The organism is Cupriavidus sp. USMAA2-4 (assembly GCF_001854305.1).
Lineage (GTDB): Bacteria > Pseudomonadota > Gammaproteobacteria > Burkholderiales > Burkholderiaceae > Cupriavidus > Cupriavidus malaysiensis.
The window spans coordinates 3631468-3646650 of sequence record NZ_CP017748.1; the positions used below are offsets into that span (position 1 = coordinate 3631468).

Consider the following 15183-nt stretch of genomic DNA (forward strand, 5'->3'; position numbering starts at 1 on the left):
CGGAATCTATTGATCGGGGCTTGAGATTGGCAACGAAAATCCGCTGGTGTCATATCCGATCGAGATACTGATATAGCGAGATAGCATTACCGAGAAGTCGCCTATGGTGACTGCCGAGCGCTGATCCGACGCTAAACGCTGCCTGCCAAAACGTGGAAATTGCGAGTTGGCCGCGCAGAAGACGGATGGGCGGCCATGCGAAGCGATCGACGTTCCCTCCTTTGACCTTGACCGGACGGTGCTGCCGCCCGGCCTCAGCTCAACGGGCGACGGGATCTTCGGGCATATCAACCAACATTGCCGTTTTTACCAGGCGCTCTACAGTCTGCCTGGCCAGCACCGGAGACGCCTCCGATTGCTCTGCAAGTTCATCGGTTTCTATGGCATGTGCGGCGACCAGTCGAGCTGCAAGATGCAGGTTGGTCGGATCGACGGCCTCGATGACTGGACACTTGCCCAGGGCATCGTATGGCCGCAGCAGTGCGTGATAGATGTGCCAGGTGTCGATACCGCGCGGCACCAGCTTCAGGACAGCCTGAATCAGCTTGCGTTTGATGGGGTCGAGTTGCCAGTCCGGGACGCGCTGCCCACGGTGCCCCAGATGAATCGACAGGAGATTGCCGGCCTGAATCTCGTAAGTGATCCAGCGGCGGGACTTGCCAACCAGCTTGGCGTAATCGGCCACCGACAGGTTGTGGGCTGCGTCGAACATCTCCAGCAATTGCAAGCGCTCGCGCTGCATCTCTGACAGCGTGGGGCGCGCGTACTCGGGCAGATGCACCGCCGAAAGTCGATAGACGGAAGCTGGAACCGCTGGCGCATCCGGCGCAGGCGCAACGATCAACTGAGGGGCGTTCGGGTTCAGGGCTGGCGGCTGCGCGACCGCCTGCCCGGCAATCGTGGGCAGGCCCTGCAGCGTGATGGTCAGGTGCGTGCTGGCAACTTCGACCTGATTCTGCTCGAACAAGTCCAGGCGATCGGCCCAGTCCTGCATCATGACGCGGCGCTGCTCGACGTACTCGGCGTGGTTGTAGGTCGCGCTGATCCGATCCGGATCGGCATGCGAAAGCTGGGCGTCTACCCACTTGGGCGGATAGCCCAATTCATTGAGCGCAGTCGAGATTGTGGCGCGAACGCCGTGCCCAGTGAGCTGGTCTTCATATCCCATGCGCTTGAGCGCGCCATTGAGCGTGTTCTCGCTGAGAGGGTTTTTCAGGCACCAATCACCAGGGATGAGATAGACCTGCGCTGGCTTCAGATTTCCCAGCAGATGACGAACGACTTCTTGTGCCTGCAACGACAGTGGCACGATGTACGGTGGGATGTCGGCGAAACGCTGGCGCTTCTTCTTGGTGAGCTGCTTGCGTTGCTTGAGCCTGACAACCGGGATGATCCACAGACCGCGCTCTAGATCGAACTGATCGGGCGTGGCGTAGCGCAATTCACCGGTGCGCACGCCCGTGAGCAGCAGCAGACGTAGACCCAGTTGCGTATTCAGGCGACCGCTGTACTTGCGCAACGTCTGCAGCATGGCCGGCAGCTCGGGCATGCGCAAAAAGGGGTTGTTCTCCACCGGCGGCAGCGGCATCGCCACCACATCCAAATCCTTGGCCGGGTTGTCGCCCATGTTGGGCACCACCACCGAGGCGTAGGTGAATAGCTGGCTGAACCAGGTGCGCAGCTTCTCGGCCACCGACAGCGAGCCACGCTTTTCCACTCTGCCGATGATGTCCAGCAGGTGGGCGCGGGTGACGTCGTAGATGGTCAGGTGGCGCAATACGGGAAACACGTCCTTGGCGAAGACGCGCCCGATCTGCTTGGGCGTACTTTGGCGGCCCTCATTTTCCAGGGAGAGGCTGCGGTGGGCCAGCCACTTGTCGTAGATGGCCTGGAAGGTGTGCTCGCCAGCCAGGACAATCACGTGGCGTTTGCGCTTGCGTTCCGAGTGAGGGTTGATGTCCTTGGCCAGCAGCGCCCGCGCCTCTTCACGCAAGTCGCGAGCCTGTTTCAAGGAGAGGGCCGGATAGCCGCCAAAGGTGATGCGCTCACGCTTGCCCAGCCAGGAATAGCGGAAGTGCCATACCTTGCTGCCGATGGCGGAAACGTAGAGGTAAAGGCCGTCGAAGTCGGCAAGCGAGTACGGCTTGCCGGTGGCCTTGGCTTGTCGAGCCATGAGGTCCGAGAGCATATGTCCAACTCCAGAAGGCGAGTTGAATGCAATCGTTCTCTTCTAGCCCCGGCTCCTCCAGCAACAATGCGGATTGGGAACCTCGCACATTGTTTGGGCCACTTTTTGTACCAGTTTGAGCTGGCTGTCAGTGGTTCTCGCTGGATGTCAGTGGATCGAGGTTGGGTGAAAATCCTCAATCCTGACAATGACTTACGACGTTCCCTGGCGTTCGGTGGAAGTCCCTGGAAAGTCGAAGTGGAGCGGGCGATGGGAATCGAACCCACGTCTTTAGCTTGGGAAGCTAAGGTAATAGCCATTATACGACGCCCGCAGAGCACGCCATTCTACGCGGGATCCACGCCCGTGCGCAAGGCGGTGTGCGGTGTGCTTCTCCCGGCGCATGTGAGCCGCGCTCAGCCCCGGGCCTCAATCCCGCACGATGAGGCGGCACACGGCACATTCGGCTTCCCCCGGCGCCAGCCAGCGCAGGCCGGCGCCGTGGCCGATGGCGTTGGGCAGGCCCAGCCAGGGTTCGATGCAGTAGTAGTCGGTCTGCCCGTGCTCGCTCCAGGTGGTCACGGCATGCCACGGGGCGCTGCCGCCGGCGTCCAGCTCGATGGCGAGGCGGCGGCCGCGCGCGGCGCCGGCATGCGGCGGCACGGCGAGCTCGACGGTACGGGCGGTGCCGTTGGTGGGCGCCAGCACGTGGAAGGTGTCGTGCAGGGCGGGATCGTCCAGGCGGTAGCTGGCCGCGCCCGGCCGGGCCGGCGCGAGGCTGCCGTCGGGCTGCTGGCGCCGGCATTGCGCGGGCGGCATGGCCAGCGTGCTGCCGGCGCGTGCCTGGACCGGCAGGGAGAAGTAGAAGTGATGGCCGGCGTAGTGCGGCAGCGGCGCCGTGCCGGTGTTGCGGATGGCGAGCGTGGCTTCCAGGCCGTCGGGCAGCAGGCGGTAGCCGGCGCTGAAGCGGAAGTCGTAAGGGTAGCCGGTGCGGGTCGTGTCCGAGGCCTGCAGCGACATGGTGACGGCGCGGGCATCGGTGCCGGACTCGCCGGTGTCGACCTGGAAGGGCAGGTCGCGCGCGAAGCCGTGCTGCGGCAAGGCGTGGACCGTGCCGGCGGCGTCGCGCCAGCGCCCGGCCGCGCCGTCGGCGAAGTGCCGGCCGATAAAGGGGAACAACAGCGGGTTGCCGCCGCGGACCTTGCCCGCGGCCGACCAGTCTGCGCCATCCGGCCAGTAGAGGATGTCCTCGCCACGGTGGACCCAGCGTACCAGCCGTCCGCCGTGCACAGGGGCCAGCAGCAGGTAGCTGGTGTCGTCCCCGAGGCGCAGCAGGTCCTGGCCCTGGAAGCGGATGGTGGTCGGCAAGGCGGGGGCGGTCGTCATATCAGGGATGGGGCGCGTCTGCACGGGTGTCGATTGCTGGTCGCCGGGCGGGGCCGTCCACGTTGCCGGCGGGGCCCCATGATAGCGCCCGCCTCGCGCGACGGCACCAGGATGGTGATCGTCGGGGCGGCGGTGTTCCATTCTGGTGCATGCGCGCTCCCGCTGCGATCCGGCTCCGGGCGCGCCACTGGCGTCGTTTGGCGGTGTCCGTGGCGGGCCGCGCTCAGGCGCCCGTGCAGGTGTAGATATGGTTACGCACCAGCGGATAGACCTGGCCCTCCCAGCGCTTGCCGTTGAACACGCCGTAGTGGCCGACGCCGGTCTGCACGTGGTGCATGCGCATATAGGGTGGCAGGCTGTTGCACAGATCCTGCGCCGCCATGGTCTGGCCGATCGCGCAGATGTCGTCGCGCTCGCCCTCGATGGTGAGCAGCGGGATGCGGCGGATGGCGCCGGTCTGCACGCGCCGCCCGGCTACGTCGAGTTCGCCCTGGGCCAGCAGGAAGCGCTGGAAGACCTGGTCGACGGTTTCCAGGTAGAAGTCCGCCGCCAGGTCCATGGTGGCGAAGTACTCCTCGTAGAAGAACTGGATGGCGTCGGCCTGCGCGTGCTCGCCGCGCGCGCGCAGCGCGTACAGGTTGCGCAGCGCCTGCTCGTGGCGCTCCAGGTTCATGGTCATGAAGGCCAGCAGCTGGACGAAACCCGGGTAGACCCGGCGCAGCGCGCCGGGATAGCGCAGCGGCACGGTGCCGATCAGCGTGGTTTCGAACCATTCGATGGGGCGGCTGGTGGCGAGCGCGTTGACCTTGGTCGGGTTGACGCGCGCATCGATGGGGCCGGCCATCAGCGTCAGGCTGGCCGGCTGCGCCGGGTCGTCGTCCTCGGCCATCAGCGCGGCTGCCGCCAGCACCGCCACGGTGGGCTGGCACACCGCTACGACGTGGGTGCCGGGGCCGAGCTCGCGCAGGCAGGCCGCCACGTGCTGCACGAACTGGTCGAAGCCGAAGCGGCCGTACAGCAGCGGGATATCGCGCGGGTTGTGCCAATCGGTGATGTAGACGTCGTGGTCGCGCAGCATGGTCTGCGCGGTGCCGCGCAGCAGCGTGGCGAAGTGGCCGGACATGGGGGCCACCAGCAGCACGCGCGGCTGGCCGCTGATGCCGTGGCGGCGCAGGTGCAGCAGCGAGCAGAAGGGGGTGCGCATGGTCACCTCCTCGCTGACCTGCACCGGCATGCCGTCCACCACCACGCCTTCGATGCCGAAGGGCGGGCGCTGGTGCGTCAGCCGGGCCAGCGCCACCACTTCGCAGGCGGCGCGCATGGCCCTGGCCGCGTCGCAGTTGGTGCCGCGGGCGCCGCTCGCCAGCGTCGCGGCGGCCAGCCCCGCCAGCGCGCAGGCCGGATGGGTCAGGTCCGCATAGGTTTGGTATGCCTCGTATAGCATCGCTTGGCCCCGTCATGCTGTGGCCGCTGATGTGCAATATACATGCCCGGCGCGAAAGTTGGCACGCCGTTTGCGACAGGTGCAGCGGCAGGCGTGGCCCACCCGCCCGCAAGGACCGGAACCCGTTCCGACCGGCGCGCGGCGCAGGCGAACCGCCACGCAACTGCTACGCTTCAGGCAGGCTGGACCGCCGGCCCGGAGCCCTTCCACCCGGAGCACGCCCGCGCGGCAAAGGAGGCGCCATGGCAAAGACGACGCTCACCATCAGCAGCAAGACTTATTCGTCCTGGTCACTGCGGGGCTGGCTGCTGGCCCGTTTCGCCGGCCTGGAGTTCGAAGAGGTGCTGGTGCCGCCGGATGATGCCGCGGTGCGGGCCGAACTGCTGCTGCTGTCCCCCTCCATCCTGGTGCCCTGCCTGCGCCATCAGGGCGTCACGGTATGGGATACGCTGGCCATCGCCGAATATCTCAACGAGGTCAAGCCGAAGGCCGGGCTGCTGCCGGCCGATCGCGCCGCGCGCGCGCACTGCCGCGCCATCTGCGGCGAGATGCACTCGGGTTTCGCGGCCATGCGCGCGGCCTTGCCGATGAACCTCAAGGGACACTTCCCCGGGCTCAAGGTGTGGTCGCGCGCGCAGGCCGACATCGACCGCATCTGCGCGATCTGGAGCGAGTGCCTGGATCGCTACGGCGGCCCCTACCTGTTCGGCTCACGCACCATGGCCGATGCCATGTACGCGCCGGTGGTGACGCGTTTCGTCACCTACGGCGTGCAGGTCGATCCGCTGCCGCTCGCCTACTGCAAGCAGATCCTGGCGATGCCCGAGTTGCAGGAGTGGACCGCCGCGGCCAAGCAGGAGCCGGACGAGATCAGCGAACTGGACGTGGAGTTCTGAAGTGCCGTCGCGCGGCCGGCTGCTCAGGCCTGGGCGCCGCGCGCGGCCAGGTAGGTTCGCGCGTAGGCGAAGTACCAGGCCAGGCAGTCCGGGTTGGCCATGGCATCGCGATTGGCGATCTTGTCCTCCGGGTGGCCCAGCAGCAGCTTCTTGACCGGTACCTCCATCTTCTTGCCCGAGAGCGTGCGCGGCACCGCCGGTACCTGCAGTATCTCGTTGGGCACGTGGCGCGCGGACAATGCCTCGCGGATGCGGGCGCGCAGGGTGTCGCGCAGCGCATCGTCCAGGGCCATACCCTCGCGCAGGACCACGAACAGCGGCATGTAGGACTCGCGGCCGAGGTATTCGAGGTCGACCACCAGGCTGTCGAGCACCTGCGGCAGTTCTTCCACCACCCGGTACAGCTCGCTGGTGCCCATGCGGATGCCGTGCCGGTTGATGGTGGCATCGGAGCGCCCGTAGATGATGGCGCCGCCGCGCGCGGTGATCTTGATCCAGTCGCCGTGGCGCCAGACGCCGGGGTAGACGTCGAAATAGCTGTCGCGGTAGCGCTGGCCGTCGCGGTCGCCCCAGAGATAGAGCGGCATCGAAGGCATGGGCTCGGTGCAGACCAGCTCGCCGACTTCGTCGATCAGCGTCTTGCCGTGCTCGTCGAAGGCTTCCACCTTGGCACCCAGGCAGCGGCACTGCATCTCGCCGGAATAGACGGGCAGCAGCGGGCAGCCGGCCACGAAGGAGCCGGCGAAGTCGGTGCCGCCGGACATCGGCGCGAGCCAGATGTCTTCGCGCACCTCTCGGTAGATCCAATCGTAGGCTTCGGCCGGCAGCGGCGAGCCGGTCGCGCCCAGCATGCGCAGGCGCGACAGGTCGGCGACCTGGGCGGGCCGGATGCCGGCCTTCATGCCGCCGGTGAAGAAGGCTGCACCCGCGCCGAAGGCGGTCACGCCGGCCTGCTCGACGAAGCGCCACAGCACGCCGGCATCGGGCCAGGCCGGGTTGCCGTCGTAGATGGCGATGGTGGTGCCCAGCAGCAGCCCTGCCACCTGGGCATTCCACATGATCCAGCCGCTGCTGCTGTACCAGTGGAAGACGTCGTCGGTCCCCAGGTTGTTGTGGAAGGCCATCAGCTTGAGCTGCTCGATGACCACGCCGCCGTGGCCATGGACGATGGGTTTGGGGCTGCCGGTGGTACCCGACGAATAGACGATCCACAGCGGGTGGTCGAATGGCACCGGCTCGACCGCCAGCGGCACGGTGTGCGCCAGCACGTCCTGCCAGGCGTGCAGGCGCACGCCCGCCGGCAGGTTCGGCGCGATGCCCAGCTGCGGTACCAGCACCACATGCTCGAGCGAGGGCAGGGCGGCCAGCAGGTCGGCCAGCACCGGCGTGCGGTCGAAGGCCTTGCCGCCGTAGCGGTAGCCGTCGACGGCCACCAGCACCTTGGGTTCGATCTGGCGGAAACGGTCGGCCACCGCGACCTGACCCATGTCGGGTGCGCAGCCCGACCAGATCGCGCCGAGGCTGGCGGTGGCCAGGAAGGCGACCAGGGTGGCGGGAATATTGGGCAGGTAGCCCGCCACGCGATCGCCGCGCCCCACGCCCATGCCGCGCAGCGCGTGGGCCAGCGCCGCGACCTGGCGCTCCAGTTCCTCCCAGCTCAGTTCGGCCAGCGGCTGTGCCTCGCCGGCGAAGCGGACCGCCGCGCGCCGGCGTGCCGCGCCGGTGCCGCCGTGGCGGAAGACCTGCTGCACATAGTTGAGGGTGGCGCCCTCGAACCAGCGCGCGCCCGGCATCTCGCGGCGTGCCAGCACCGCCTGCGGCGGGCTGTCGAAGCGCAGGTCGAAATAGGCGCGCACGGCGTCCCAGAAGGCCTCGATCTCGGTCACCGACCACTGCCACAGGCTGGCGTAGTCGGCAAAGGCGAGGCCGCGCTCGTCGGCCAGCCAGCGCATGAACTGTGCGATCTGGCTGCCGTCACGGAACGCCGCGGACGGCGTCCACATCAGTTTTCCTTCTTCCAGCGTGGTCATGCTTGTCTCCTCCGTGGTCCGTCTTGGCGCGGACGCGGGTGGTTGGCGGGCCGGTCTCCGGACCGGATGCGCGGCGCGCTGCCGGCGGCAGGTGCCTGCGCGATGCTCCATGATACCGGCAGCGCACCCGGCGCTGCCGGCGGTGTCAGCGGCCGCCCGCCGGGGCCGCGAACAAGGTCTCCCACATGCCGTCCACGCGCGCCTTGACGGCCTCGTCCATCTCGATGGCACGGCCCCATTCCCGCGTGGTCTCGCCCGGCCATTTATCGGTGGCGTCGATGCCCATCTTCGAGCCCAGGCCGGAGACCGGCGAGGCGAAGTCCAGGTAGTCGATCGGCGTGTTGTCCACCATCACCGTGTCGCGGCTGGGATCGACGCGCGTGGTGATGGCCCAGATCACTTCCTTCCAGTCGCGCACGTCGATGTCGTCGTCCACCACCACGATGAACTTCGTATACATGAACTGGCGCAGGAAGCTCCAGACGCCGAACATGACCCGCTTGGCGTGGCCGGCGTACTGCTTCTTCATGCGCACCAGGGCCATGCGGTAGCTGCAGCCTTCCGGCGGCAGGTAGAAGTCGGTGATCTCGGGGAACTGCTTCTGCAGCAGCGGCACGAACACTTCGTTGAGCGCCACGCCGAGCACGGCCGGCTCGTCGGGCGGCTTGCCGGTGTAGGTGGAGTGGTAGATCGGGTCGCGCCGCATGGTGATGCGGTCGATGGTGAAGACGGGGAACCAGTCCTGCTCGTTGTAGTAGCCGGTATGGTCGCCGTACGGCCCTTCCAGCGCATGCTGGTAGCCGGACGGATGGGATGGGTCGGGCTGGATGTGGCCTTCGAGGACGATTTCCGCGCTGGCCGGCACGTTCAGCTCGGACAGCGTCGGCGTGAGGCAGGACGCCAGTTCGGTGCGGCTGCCGCGCAGCAGGCCGGCGAACTGGTACTCCGACAGCGTATCGGGTACGGGCGTCACCGCGCCGAGGATGGTGGCCGGGTCGGCGCCGAGCGCCACCGCGATCGGGAAGGGCTTGCCGGGGTTGGCCAGCGCGTGCTCGCGGAAGTCCAGCGCGCCGCCGCGGTGTGCCAGCCAGCGCATGATGACCTGGTTGCGGCCGATCACCTGCTGGCGGTAGATACCGAGATTCTGGCGCTTCTTGTGCGGGCCGCGCGTCACCACCAGGCCCCAGGTGATCAGCGGCGCGGCGTCGCCCGGCCAGCAGGTCTGGATCGGCAGGCGCGACAGGTCTACGTCCGCTCCTTCCCACACGATCTCCTGGCAGGCCGGGGACGAGATGCGCTTGGGCGCCATGTCCCATACCGACTTGGCCAGCGTCAGCAGCTTGCCGGCCTCGCGCAGGCCGCGCGGCGGATCGGGTTCCTTCAGTGCCGACAGCACGCGGCCGATGTCGCGCAGGTCGGACAGCGATTCCGCGCCCATGCCGAGCGCGACCCTGCGTGGGGTCCCGAACAGATTGGCCAGCACCGGCACCTTATAAACCGGCTCAGGGCCGCCATCGCGGGCAGGACGTTCGAACAGTACCGCCGGCCCGCCGGCTCGCAGCAGCCGATCGCAGATCTCGGTCATCTCCAGGTTGGGCGATACCGGCGCGGCAACGCGCTTCAACTCGCCCTGCGCCTCGAGTTTGCCGAGGAAGTCGCGCAAGTCCTTGTATTTCATGATGAATTGATAGGGCTCGGCGGCATGAGGCCACCTTGCCTCGAGTCATTGATATGTCTTTTAGCGCACTTTACGTAAAGATCGCGCAAATTTTTTAGGGATTGGTGCGGGGGCGAATTGTAAGTTTTTTGTACCCACAGGTCAGGGGCCACCACCCGCCAGCCCAAGACAGTACGCCGATTCCGGGCGCCCAGGTGCTCTCAAGGCAGCGACAATAGGTCTGTTACATATAGCTAAAAGTTTTGTTTTTTTGCATCGTTATTATTGACGGGGTATAAAACGGTTCCTACAATCCGGTCTGCTCAATGGAGTGTTGCGTCGCAACATGGATTCCGCCCCGCTGTCAAGAGGGGAAGCAGCGGAATCTTCCATTTCGGACCGGTAATGCAAAAGTATCTGGCACGATGCTCGCAGCGGTCATCCCGGTGTCGCCGGGGCGTTTGAGCCATTCGCAGCAGGGTGCGTTCCCCCAAGAGCGTACCCTGTTTCTCGTTGGACGCATGGGGAGCGTCCACCAACAGGTGCCGGCCGTCCCTGCTAGACGGCGCAGCATCCTTACTTGAGTACGTTGGGATCGGGCGTGTGGCCTTCATCGGCCGCCCGCAGCGGACAACGGATGGAGGTAAGCATGAGTGGTTGGAAAACCCTTCATCTTCCCGGTGTCGGGCGGGCATTGCAGGTCCGCCTTCGAACGCCGGTTCCGGGTGTGACCCGGTCGCTGCAGGTGCGACTGGCGCACCCTGTGGCGGGACGCGCGTTGCGCGGTGGCCGCCTGACCTTGAAGTACGCCTTGAACAGTGTGGGCGTGATGGCCGTGGTGGCCGCCGTCTCGCTGTCGTTGAGCCAGGAATGGCGCACCGCGCTGGCCGGCCTGCTGGCCGGCGAGCAGGCACCGTCGGTGCTGCTGGAGTCGGCCGCCACGCCGTCCAGCAGCGCGGATACGGCCGCGGCCGCGCTTGGCTATCCGCGTGGTGGCCTGCCGACCGTGACCGGCGTGGACGAGTGGAGCCTGAGCGCTGCCGGCAGAGTGCCCTCGGTGGCGCATCTGGCGGCACAGATCCCGCTGCAGCGGGTGGCGCAGGACGCACGCGACAAGGCAGGCGTGCTGGGCACGGCGCGCGAGCAGGCGGCGGTGGCCGAGTACATCGCCCGCAAGTACCGCGTGGCGGCTGAGGCGACCGCACAGCTGGTCAAGGCCGCCTATATGACGGGCCGCGAGGTCGGTATCGATCCGCTGCTGATTCTCGGCGTGATTGCCATCGAGTCCAGCTTCAACCCTTATGCCGAGAGCGGCGTGGGTGCGCAGGGCCTGATGCAGGTGATGACCAAGGTCCACCAGGACAAGTACGAAGCCGTGGGCGGCGTGACCGCCGCGCTGAACCCGTACGCAAACATCAAGATCGGTGCGCTGGTGCTGAAGGACTGCATCGCCCGCGCCGGTTCGATCGAGGGCGGGCTCAAGTTCTATGTGGGCGCCACCACCAGCACCGACGGCGGCTACGGCGCCAAGGTGCTGGCCGAGCGTGCCCGCCTGCGCCAGGTGCTGGGCGTGCGCGCCGCGCCGGAGCCGGTGGGCAAGCCCGCTGCGGTCACGGTCAAGACCACCGAGCGCGGGCAGGGTGCCGAGAAGCTCGAGGCGGCCGGTGCGCCGCCGGCGGTCAGCGGCCCGCACGGCTCGGCCTGAGCCCGGCGTCGCTCGACATCGGCTCTGGCTTCGCACGGCCCCGGTCTTTCCGGGGCCGTGCTCATTCCATCCCGGATGAGCCGTTCCCGCTGGCTGTCGACCGGCCAGTCGGACCGCCCGGCGGCTACGCGCCGTTCCTTTCCCCTTTTCTCTCTCTCCCTGTTTCCATCGGCGTTTCCGTTTGTCGCCGGTCGTGCCGGCGTGGCCTTTGCCTGGCCGGCGGCACCCGGGAGACTAGGCGGCGAACAGCTTGCCGAGCCGCTCCATGGCCAGTTCGATGTTTTCCATCGAGGTGGCATACGAAACACGGATGTAGTCGCTGGCCGTGTGGGCACCGAAGTCCTGCCCCGGCACCAGCACCACGCCTGCCTCCTGCAGCATGGCCTGGGTGAGGCGGTCGGCGTCGCCGGCCGCCGCATGGTTGACGCCGCGGCAGTCCGCGTAGACGTAGAAGGCGCCGTCGGGCTTGACCGGCACGCGGAAGCCCAGGGCTTCCAAGGCCGGCACGATGGCATCGCGGCGGCGGTGGAATTCGGCCTTGCGCGCATCGTAGATGGCCATTGCTTCCGGCGTGAAGCAGGCGAGCGCGGCGTGCTGGGCGACCGCCGAGGCGCAGATAAAGAGGTTCTGCGCGACTTTCTCGAAGGCGTCGACCAATGCGTCGGGTACCACCAGCCAGCCCAGGCGCCAGCCGGTCATGTTGAAGTACTTGGAGAAGCTGTTCACCGTCACCACCTGGTCGTCCAGCGACAGGGCCGAGACCGGCGGGGCGTCGTAGGACAGGCCCTGGTAGATCTCGTCGAGGATGGCGAAGCCCTGGCGCTCGCGCACCGCCGCCAGGATCCGCCGCAGTTCGTCGGGCAGGATGGAGGTGCCGGTGGGGTTGGACGGCGAGGCCAGCAGCACGCCGCGCGTGCGCTCGCCCCAATTGGTCTCTACCTGTGCCGCGGTGAGCTGGAAGCGCTCGGCCGGGCCGCTCGGGATCATCCGCGCCGCACCGTCGAAGGCGGCGACGAAATGGCGGTTGCACGGATAGCTCGGGTCCGGCATCAGCACCTCGGCGCCGATTTCCACCAGTACCGCGCAGGCCAGCAGCAGGGCGCCAGAGGCGCCGGCGGTGACGATCACGCGCCGGGCGGGCACATCGATGCCATAGGCGGTCCGGTAGTAGCCGGCGATGGCCTCGCGCAGGGCGGGGATGCCCAGCGCGCCGGTATATTGCGTGACGCCGCGTCGCATGGCCGCCTCGGCCGCGCGCACGACCGGTTCGGCCGCCGTGAAGTCGGGCTCGCCGATGCCCATGTGCACGATATGGCGGCCGGCGCGCTCCAGCTCGGCGGCCTGCTTGGCCAGTTCCATCACGTGGAAGGGGGCGATGTGGGCGAGGCGGGAGGCGGTGGCGATGCGCTGCTGCAGGTCCATGGGTCTGGGGGCCCTTGACGGCCCATTAGAGTTGGAACGCCGACAGTTCGACGATTCGACGATTCGACGATGCGGCGGTTCAAGCGGGAGAAAAGACAACACCCGCCGTGGCGGGTGCTGTGACTGGCCGGTTCATGCGGACGGCACCGTTGGCGGGCCGCCGCCATCAGCCGTTCAGCGCCGGGCGGCGACCTCGGGGGCGCGCACCTGGGCGGCGACCTTGTCGAGCACGCCGTTGACGTACTTGTAGCCCTCGACGCCGCCAAAGGTCTTGGTCAGTTCGACGGCCTCGTTGATGACGACCCGGTAGGGGATGTCCACGCAGTGCACCAGCTCGTAGCAGCCGATCAGCAGGGCGGCCCGCTCGACCGGCGACAGTTCGTCGACACCACGGTCCAGGAAGGGCTCGAAGGCGGCCGTCAGGCGGGCTTCCTCGCGCGTGGCGCCGTTGAGCAGCGCGTCGAAGTGCTCGCGGTCGGCCTTGCTGAAGCCTTGCGCATCATGCAGGTGCGCCTGGATCGCGCCGATGTCGTTGCGGTTCAGCAGCCACTGGTACAGGCCCTGCAGCGCCAGTTCGCGCGAGCGGCGGCGTGCGCTCTTGGGCGGAGCCTTTGCGGCCGGCTTGCCGGCTTGGGGCGCGTCACTCATCGTCTTCCTCGTCTTCTTCCTCGTCCTGGTCATGGCGCAGCGAATCGAGCGCCACTACCAGGTTGGCCATCTCGACCGCGGCGCGGGCGCAGTCGCGGCCCTTTTCGCGCGTGCGGGCGTGCGCCTGGGCGTCGGTGTCGACGGTCAGGATGCCGTTGGCGATCGGCATGTTGAAGTCGAGGCCGACGCGGGTGATGCCGGCGCCGGATTCGTTCGAGACCAGCTCGAAGTGGTAGGTCTCGCCGCGCACGACCGCGCCCAGCGCGATCAGGGCGTCGAACTGGCCGCTCTCGGCCATCTTCTGCAGCGCCAGCGGCACTTCCAGCGCGCCGGGGACGGTGACGACCAGAGTATCCTCGCCTTCCACGCCGAGCTTTTCCAGCTCGGCCACGCAGGCTTCGCGCAATTCGTCGCAGACGGGCTCGTTGAAGCGTGCCTGCACGATGCCGATACGCAGTCCCTCGCCTTCGAGGTTGCTGGGATAGAAACCGTGATCCATCGTAATTCTCCTGTATTCGGTAGGCGGCCGTGCCAGGCGCGGCCGCCGGTGTCTTGGGGGAGGCCGCTCAGTCCGCGCAGCCGGCGCCCATCGGCTGGTAGCCGGTGACCTCGAGATCGTAGCCGGTCATGCTGGGCATCTTCTGCGGCGATGCCAGCACGCGCATCTTGCCCACGCCCAGGTCCTTGAGGATCTGCGCGCCGGTGCCATAGGTACGCAGGTCGTGCTTCTGGCGCGGGCGGTCCTGCGGTGCGTCGAGCGCGCTGAACTGGCGGAACAGCTGCTCGGGCGTATCGCCGCAGTTGAGCATCACCATCACGCCGTGCTCAGCCTGGGCGATCACCTCCAGCGCCGCGGGAACGCTCCACGAGTGCGTCGTGCGCGCCACTTCCAGCAGGTCCAGGACCGACAGCGGTTCGTGCACGCGCACCAGCGTCTCGCGATCGGGGTGCGGCTGGCCCTTGACCATCGCCAGGTGGGCGCTGCCGCTCGGCTTGTCGCGGTAGGCGATGCAGTGGAAGGTGCCCTGCGGCGTCTGCATGCTGCGTTCGCCCACGCGCTCGATGATGCTCTCGGTGCGGCTGCGGTAGTGGATCAGGTCGGCAATGGTGCCGATCTTGATGCCGTGCTCCTGGGCGAACTCGATCAGGTCCGGCAGGCGCGCCATCGTGCCGTCGTCCTTCATGATTTCGCAGATCACGGCCGCCGGGGTCAGGCCCGCCAGGCCCGCCAGGTCGCAGCCGGCCTCGGTGTGCCCGGCACGGATCAGCACGCCGCCGGGCTGGGCCTTGAGCGGGAAGATGTGGCCGGGCTGGACCAGGTCCGACGGCCTGGCGTCCCGGGCCACCGCCGCCTGCACGGTGCGGGCGCGGTCGGCTGCCGAGATGCCGGTGGTCACGCCCTCGGCCGCTTCGATCGATACGGTGAAGTTGGTGCCGTGCTGGGTGCCGTTGCGGGACACCATCGGATGCAGCTCGAGCTGCGCGCAGCGCTCGGCGGTCAGCGTCAGGCAGATCAGGCCGCGGCCGAACCTGGCCATGAAATTGATGGCTTCCGGCGTGACGAAATCCGCTGCCAGAACCAGGTCGCCCTCGTTTTCGCGGTCCTCTTCGTCGACCAGGATGACCATGCGGCCGGCACGGATTTCGGCAATGATGTCTTCGGTACGGGCGATTGTCATGGAAGCTGGACGAAGCTGAAACGGAAACGGGCAGGAGGCGGACGGGCGTGCCCGGCAAGAGGCCGGGCCGAACGGTCGGCCGCTGGCGGGGCGGGCGCGGTCAAGGCCGGTATTGTACGCCAAGCGGGCCGCTCCGGCTTCCCGGGCGT

The 15183-nt window shown here is 67.5% G+C and carries 11 protein-coding genes and 1 tRNA gene; 2 read left to right on the forward strand and 10 right to left on the reverse strand.

The features are described 5' to 3' along the window. Positions 1–259 precede the first annotated feature (259 nt). The 4 genes from BKK79_RS16130 to BKK79_RS16145 all read right to left on the reverse strand — a co-directional run bounded on the left by BKK79_RS16130 (position 260) and on the right by BKK79_RS16145 (position 4997). A complete protein-coding gene (locus BKK79_RS16130; RefSeq protein WP_071038064.1) occupies positions 260–2188 on the reverse strand; it encodes a tyrosine-type recombinase/integrase in 1929 nt (642 codons plus the stop codon). 238 nt (positions 2189–2426) lie between these two features. Further along, positions 2427–2501 (reverse strand) — tRNA-Gly (locus tag BKK79_RS16135). Between the two features lie 95 nt (positions 2502–2596). Further along, a complete protein-coding gene (locus tag BKK79_RS16140) occupies positions 2597–3553 on the reverse strand; it encodes an aldose epimerase family protein (RefSeq protein WP_198173289.1) in 957 nt (318 codons plus the stop codon). Positions 3554–3776: 223 nt separating this feature from the next. Next, a complete protein-coding gene (locus BKK79_RS16145; protein WP_071014830.1) occupies positions 3777–4997 on the reverse strand; it encodes a polyhydroxyalkanoate depolymerase in 1221 nt (406 codons plus the stop codon). Between the two features lie 242 nt (positions 4998–5239). On the opposite strand from BKK79_RS16145, the gene BKK79_RS16150 reads away from it, so the two are divergent. Then, positions 5240–5893, forward strand: coding sequence for a glutathione S-transferase family protein (locus tag BKK79_RS16150; RefSeq protein ID WP_071014827.1), 654 nt, complete (start codon positions 5240–5242; stop codon positions 5891–5893). Positions 5894–5916: 23 nt separating this feature from the next. Here the strand turns inward: BKK79_RS16150 and BKK79_RS16155 are convergent, their stop codons facing one another. After that, positions 5917–7923, reverse strand: coding sequence for an acetoacetate--CoA ligase (locus BKK79_RS16155; protein WP_071038065.1), 2007 nt, complete (start codon positions 7921–7923; stop codon positions 5917–5919). Positions 7924–8068: 145 nt separating this feature from the next. Beyond that, positions 8069–9601, reverse strand: a complete 1533-nt coding sequence (gene ubiD, locus BKK79_RS16160; RefSeq protein WP_071038066.1) for a 4-hydroxy-3-polyprenylbenzoate decarboxylase — start codon at positions 9599–9601, stop codon at positions 8069–8071. 628 nt (positions 9602–10229) lie between these two features. On the opposite strand from ubiD, the gene BKK79_RS16165 reads away from it, so the two are divergent. Next, positions 10230–11285 carry a transglycosylase SLT domain-containing protein gene (locus BKK79_RS16165; RefSeq protein WP_071038067.1) on the forward strand — a complete coding sequence of 352 codons (1056 nt, stop codon included), beginning with the start codon at positions 10230–10232 and terminating at the stop codon, positions 11283–11285. Positions 11286–11519: 234 nt separating this feature from the next. Here the strand turns inward: BKK79_RS16165 and BKK79_RS16170 are convergent, their stop codons facing one another. The 4 genes from BKK79_RS16170 to ribBA all read right to left on the reverse strand — a co-directional run bounded on the left by BKK79_RS16170 (position 11520) and on the right by ribBA (position 15034). After that, the gene (locus BKK79_RS16170; RefSeq protein WP_071038068.1) at positions 11520–12707 is read right to left on the reverse strand and encodes a pyridoxal phosphate-dependent aminotransferase; all 1188 of its coding nucleotides are present in this window, start codon (positions 12705–12707) and stop codon (positions 11520–11522) included. A gap of 174 nt (positions 12708–12881) precedes the next feature. Continuing rightward, complete coding sequence (gene nusB / locus BKK79_RS16175) at positions 12882–13355, reverse strand: transcription antitermination factor NusB (RefSeq protein ID WP_071014815.1); 474 nt, start codon at positions 13353–13355, stop codon at positions 12882–12884. Beyond that, on the reverse strand, positions 13348–13854 hold the full coding sequence (gene ribH, locus BKK79_RS16180) for a 6,7-dimethyl-8-ribityllumazine synthase (protein ID WP_071014812.1): 507 nt from the start codon (positions 13852–13854) through the stop codon (positions 13348–13350). Before ribH ends, nusB begins: the two co-directional genes overlap by 8 nt. A 67-nt stretch (positions 13855–13921) precedes the next feature. Next, positions 13922–15034, reverse strand: coding sequence for a bifunctional 3,4-dihydroxy-2-butanone-4-phosphate synthase/GTP cyclohydrolase II (gene ribBA / locus BKK79_RS16185; protein WP_071014809.1), 1113 nt, complete (start codon positions 15032–15034; stop codon positions 13922–13924). Positions 15035–15183: the final 149 nt, after the last annotated feature.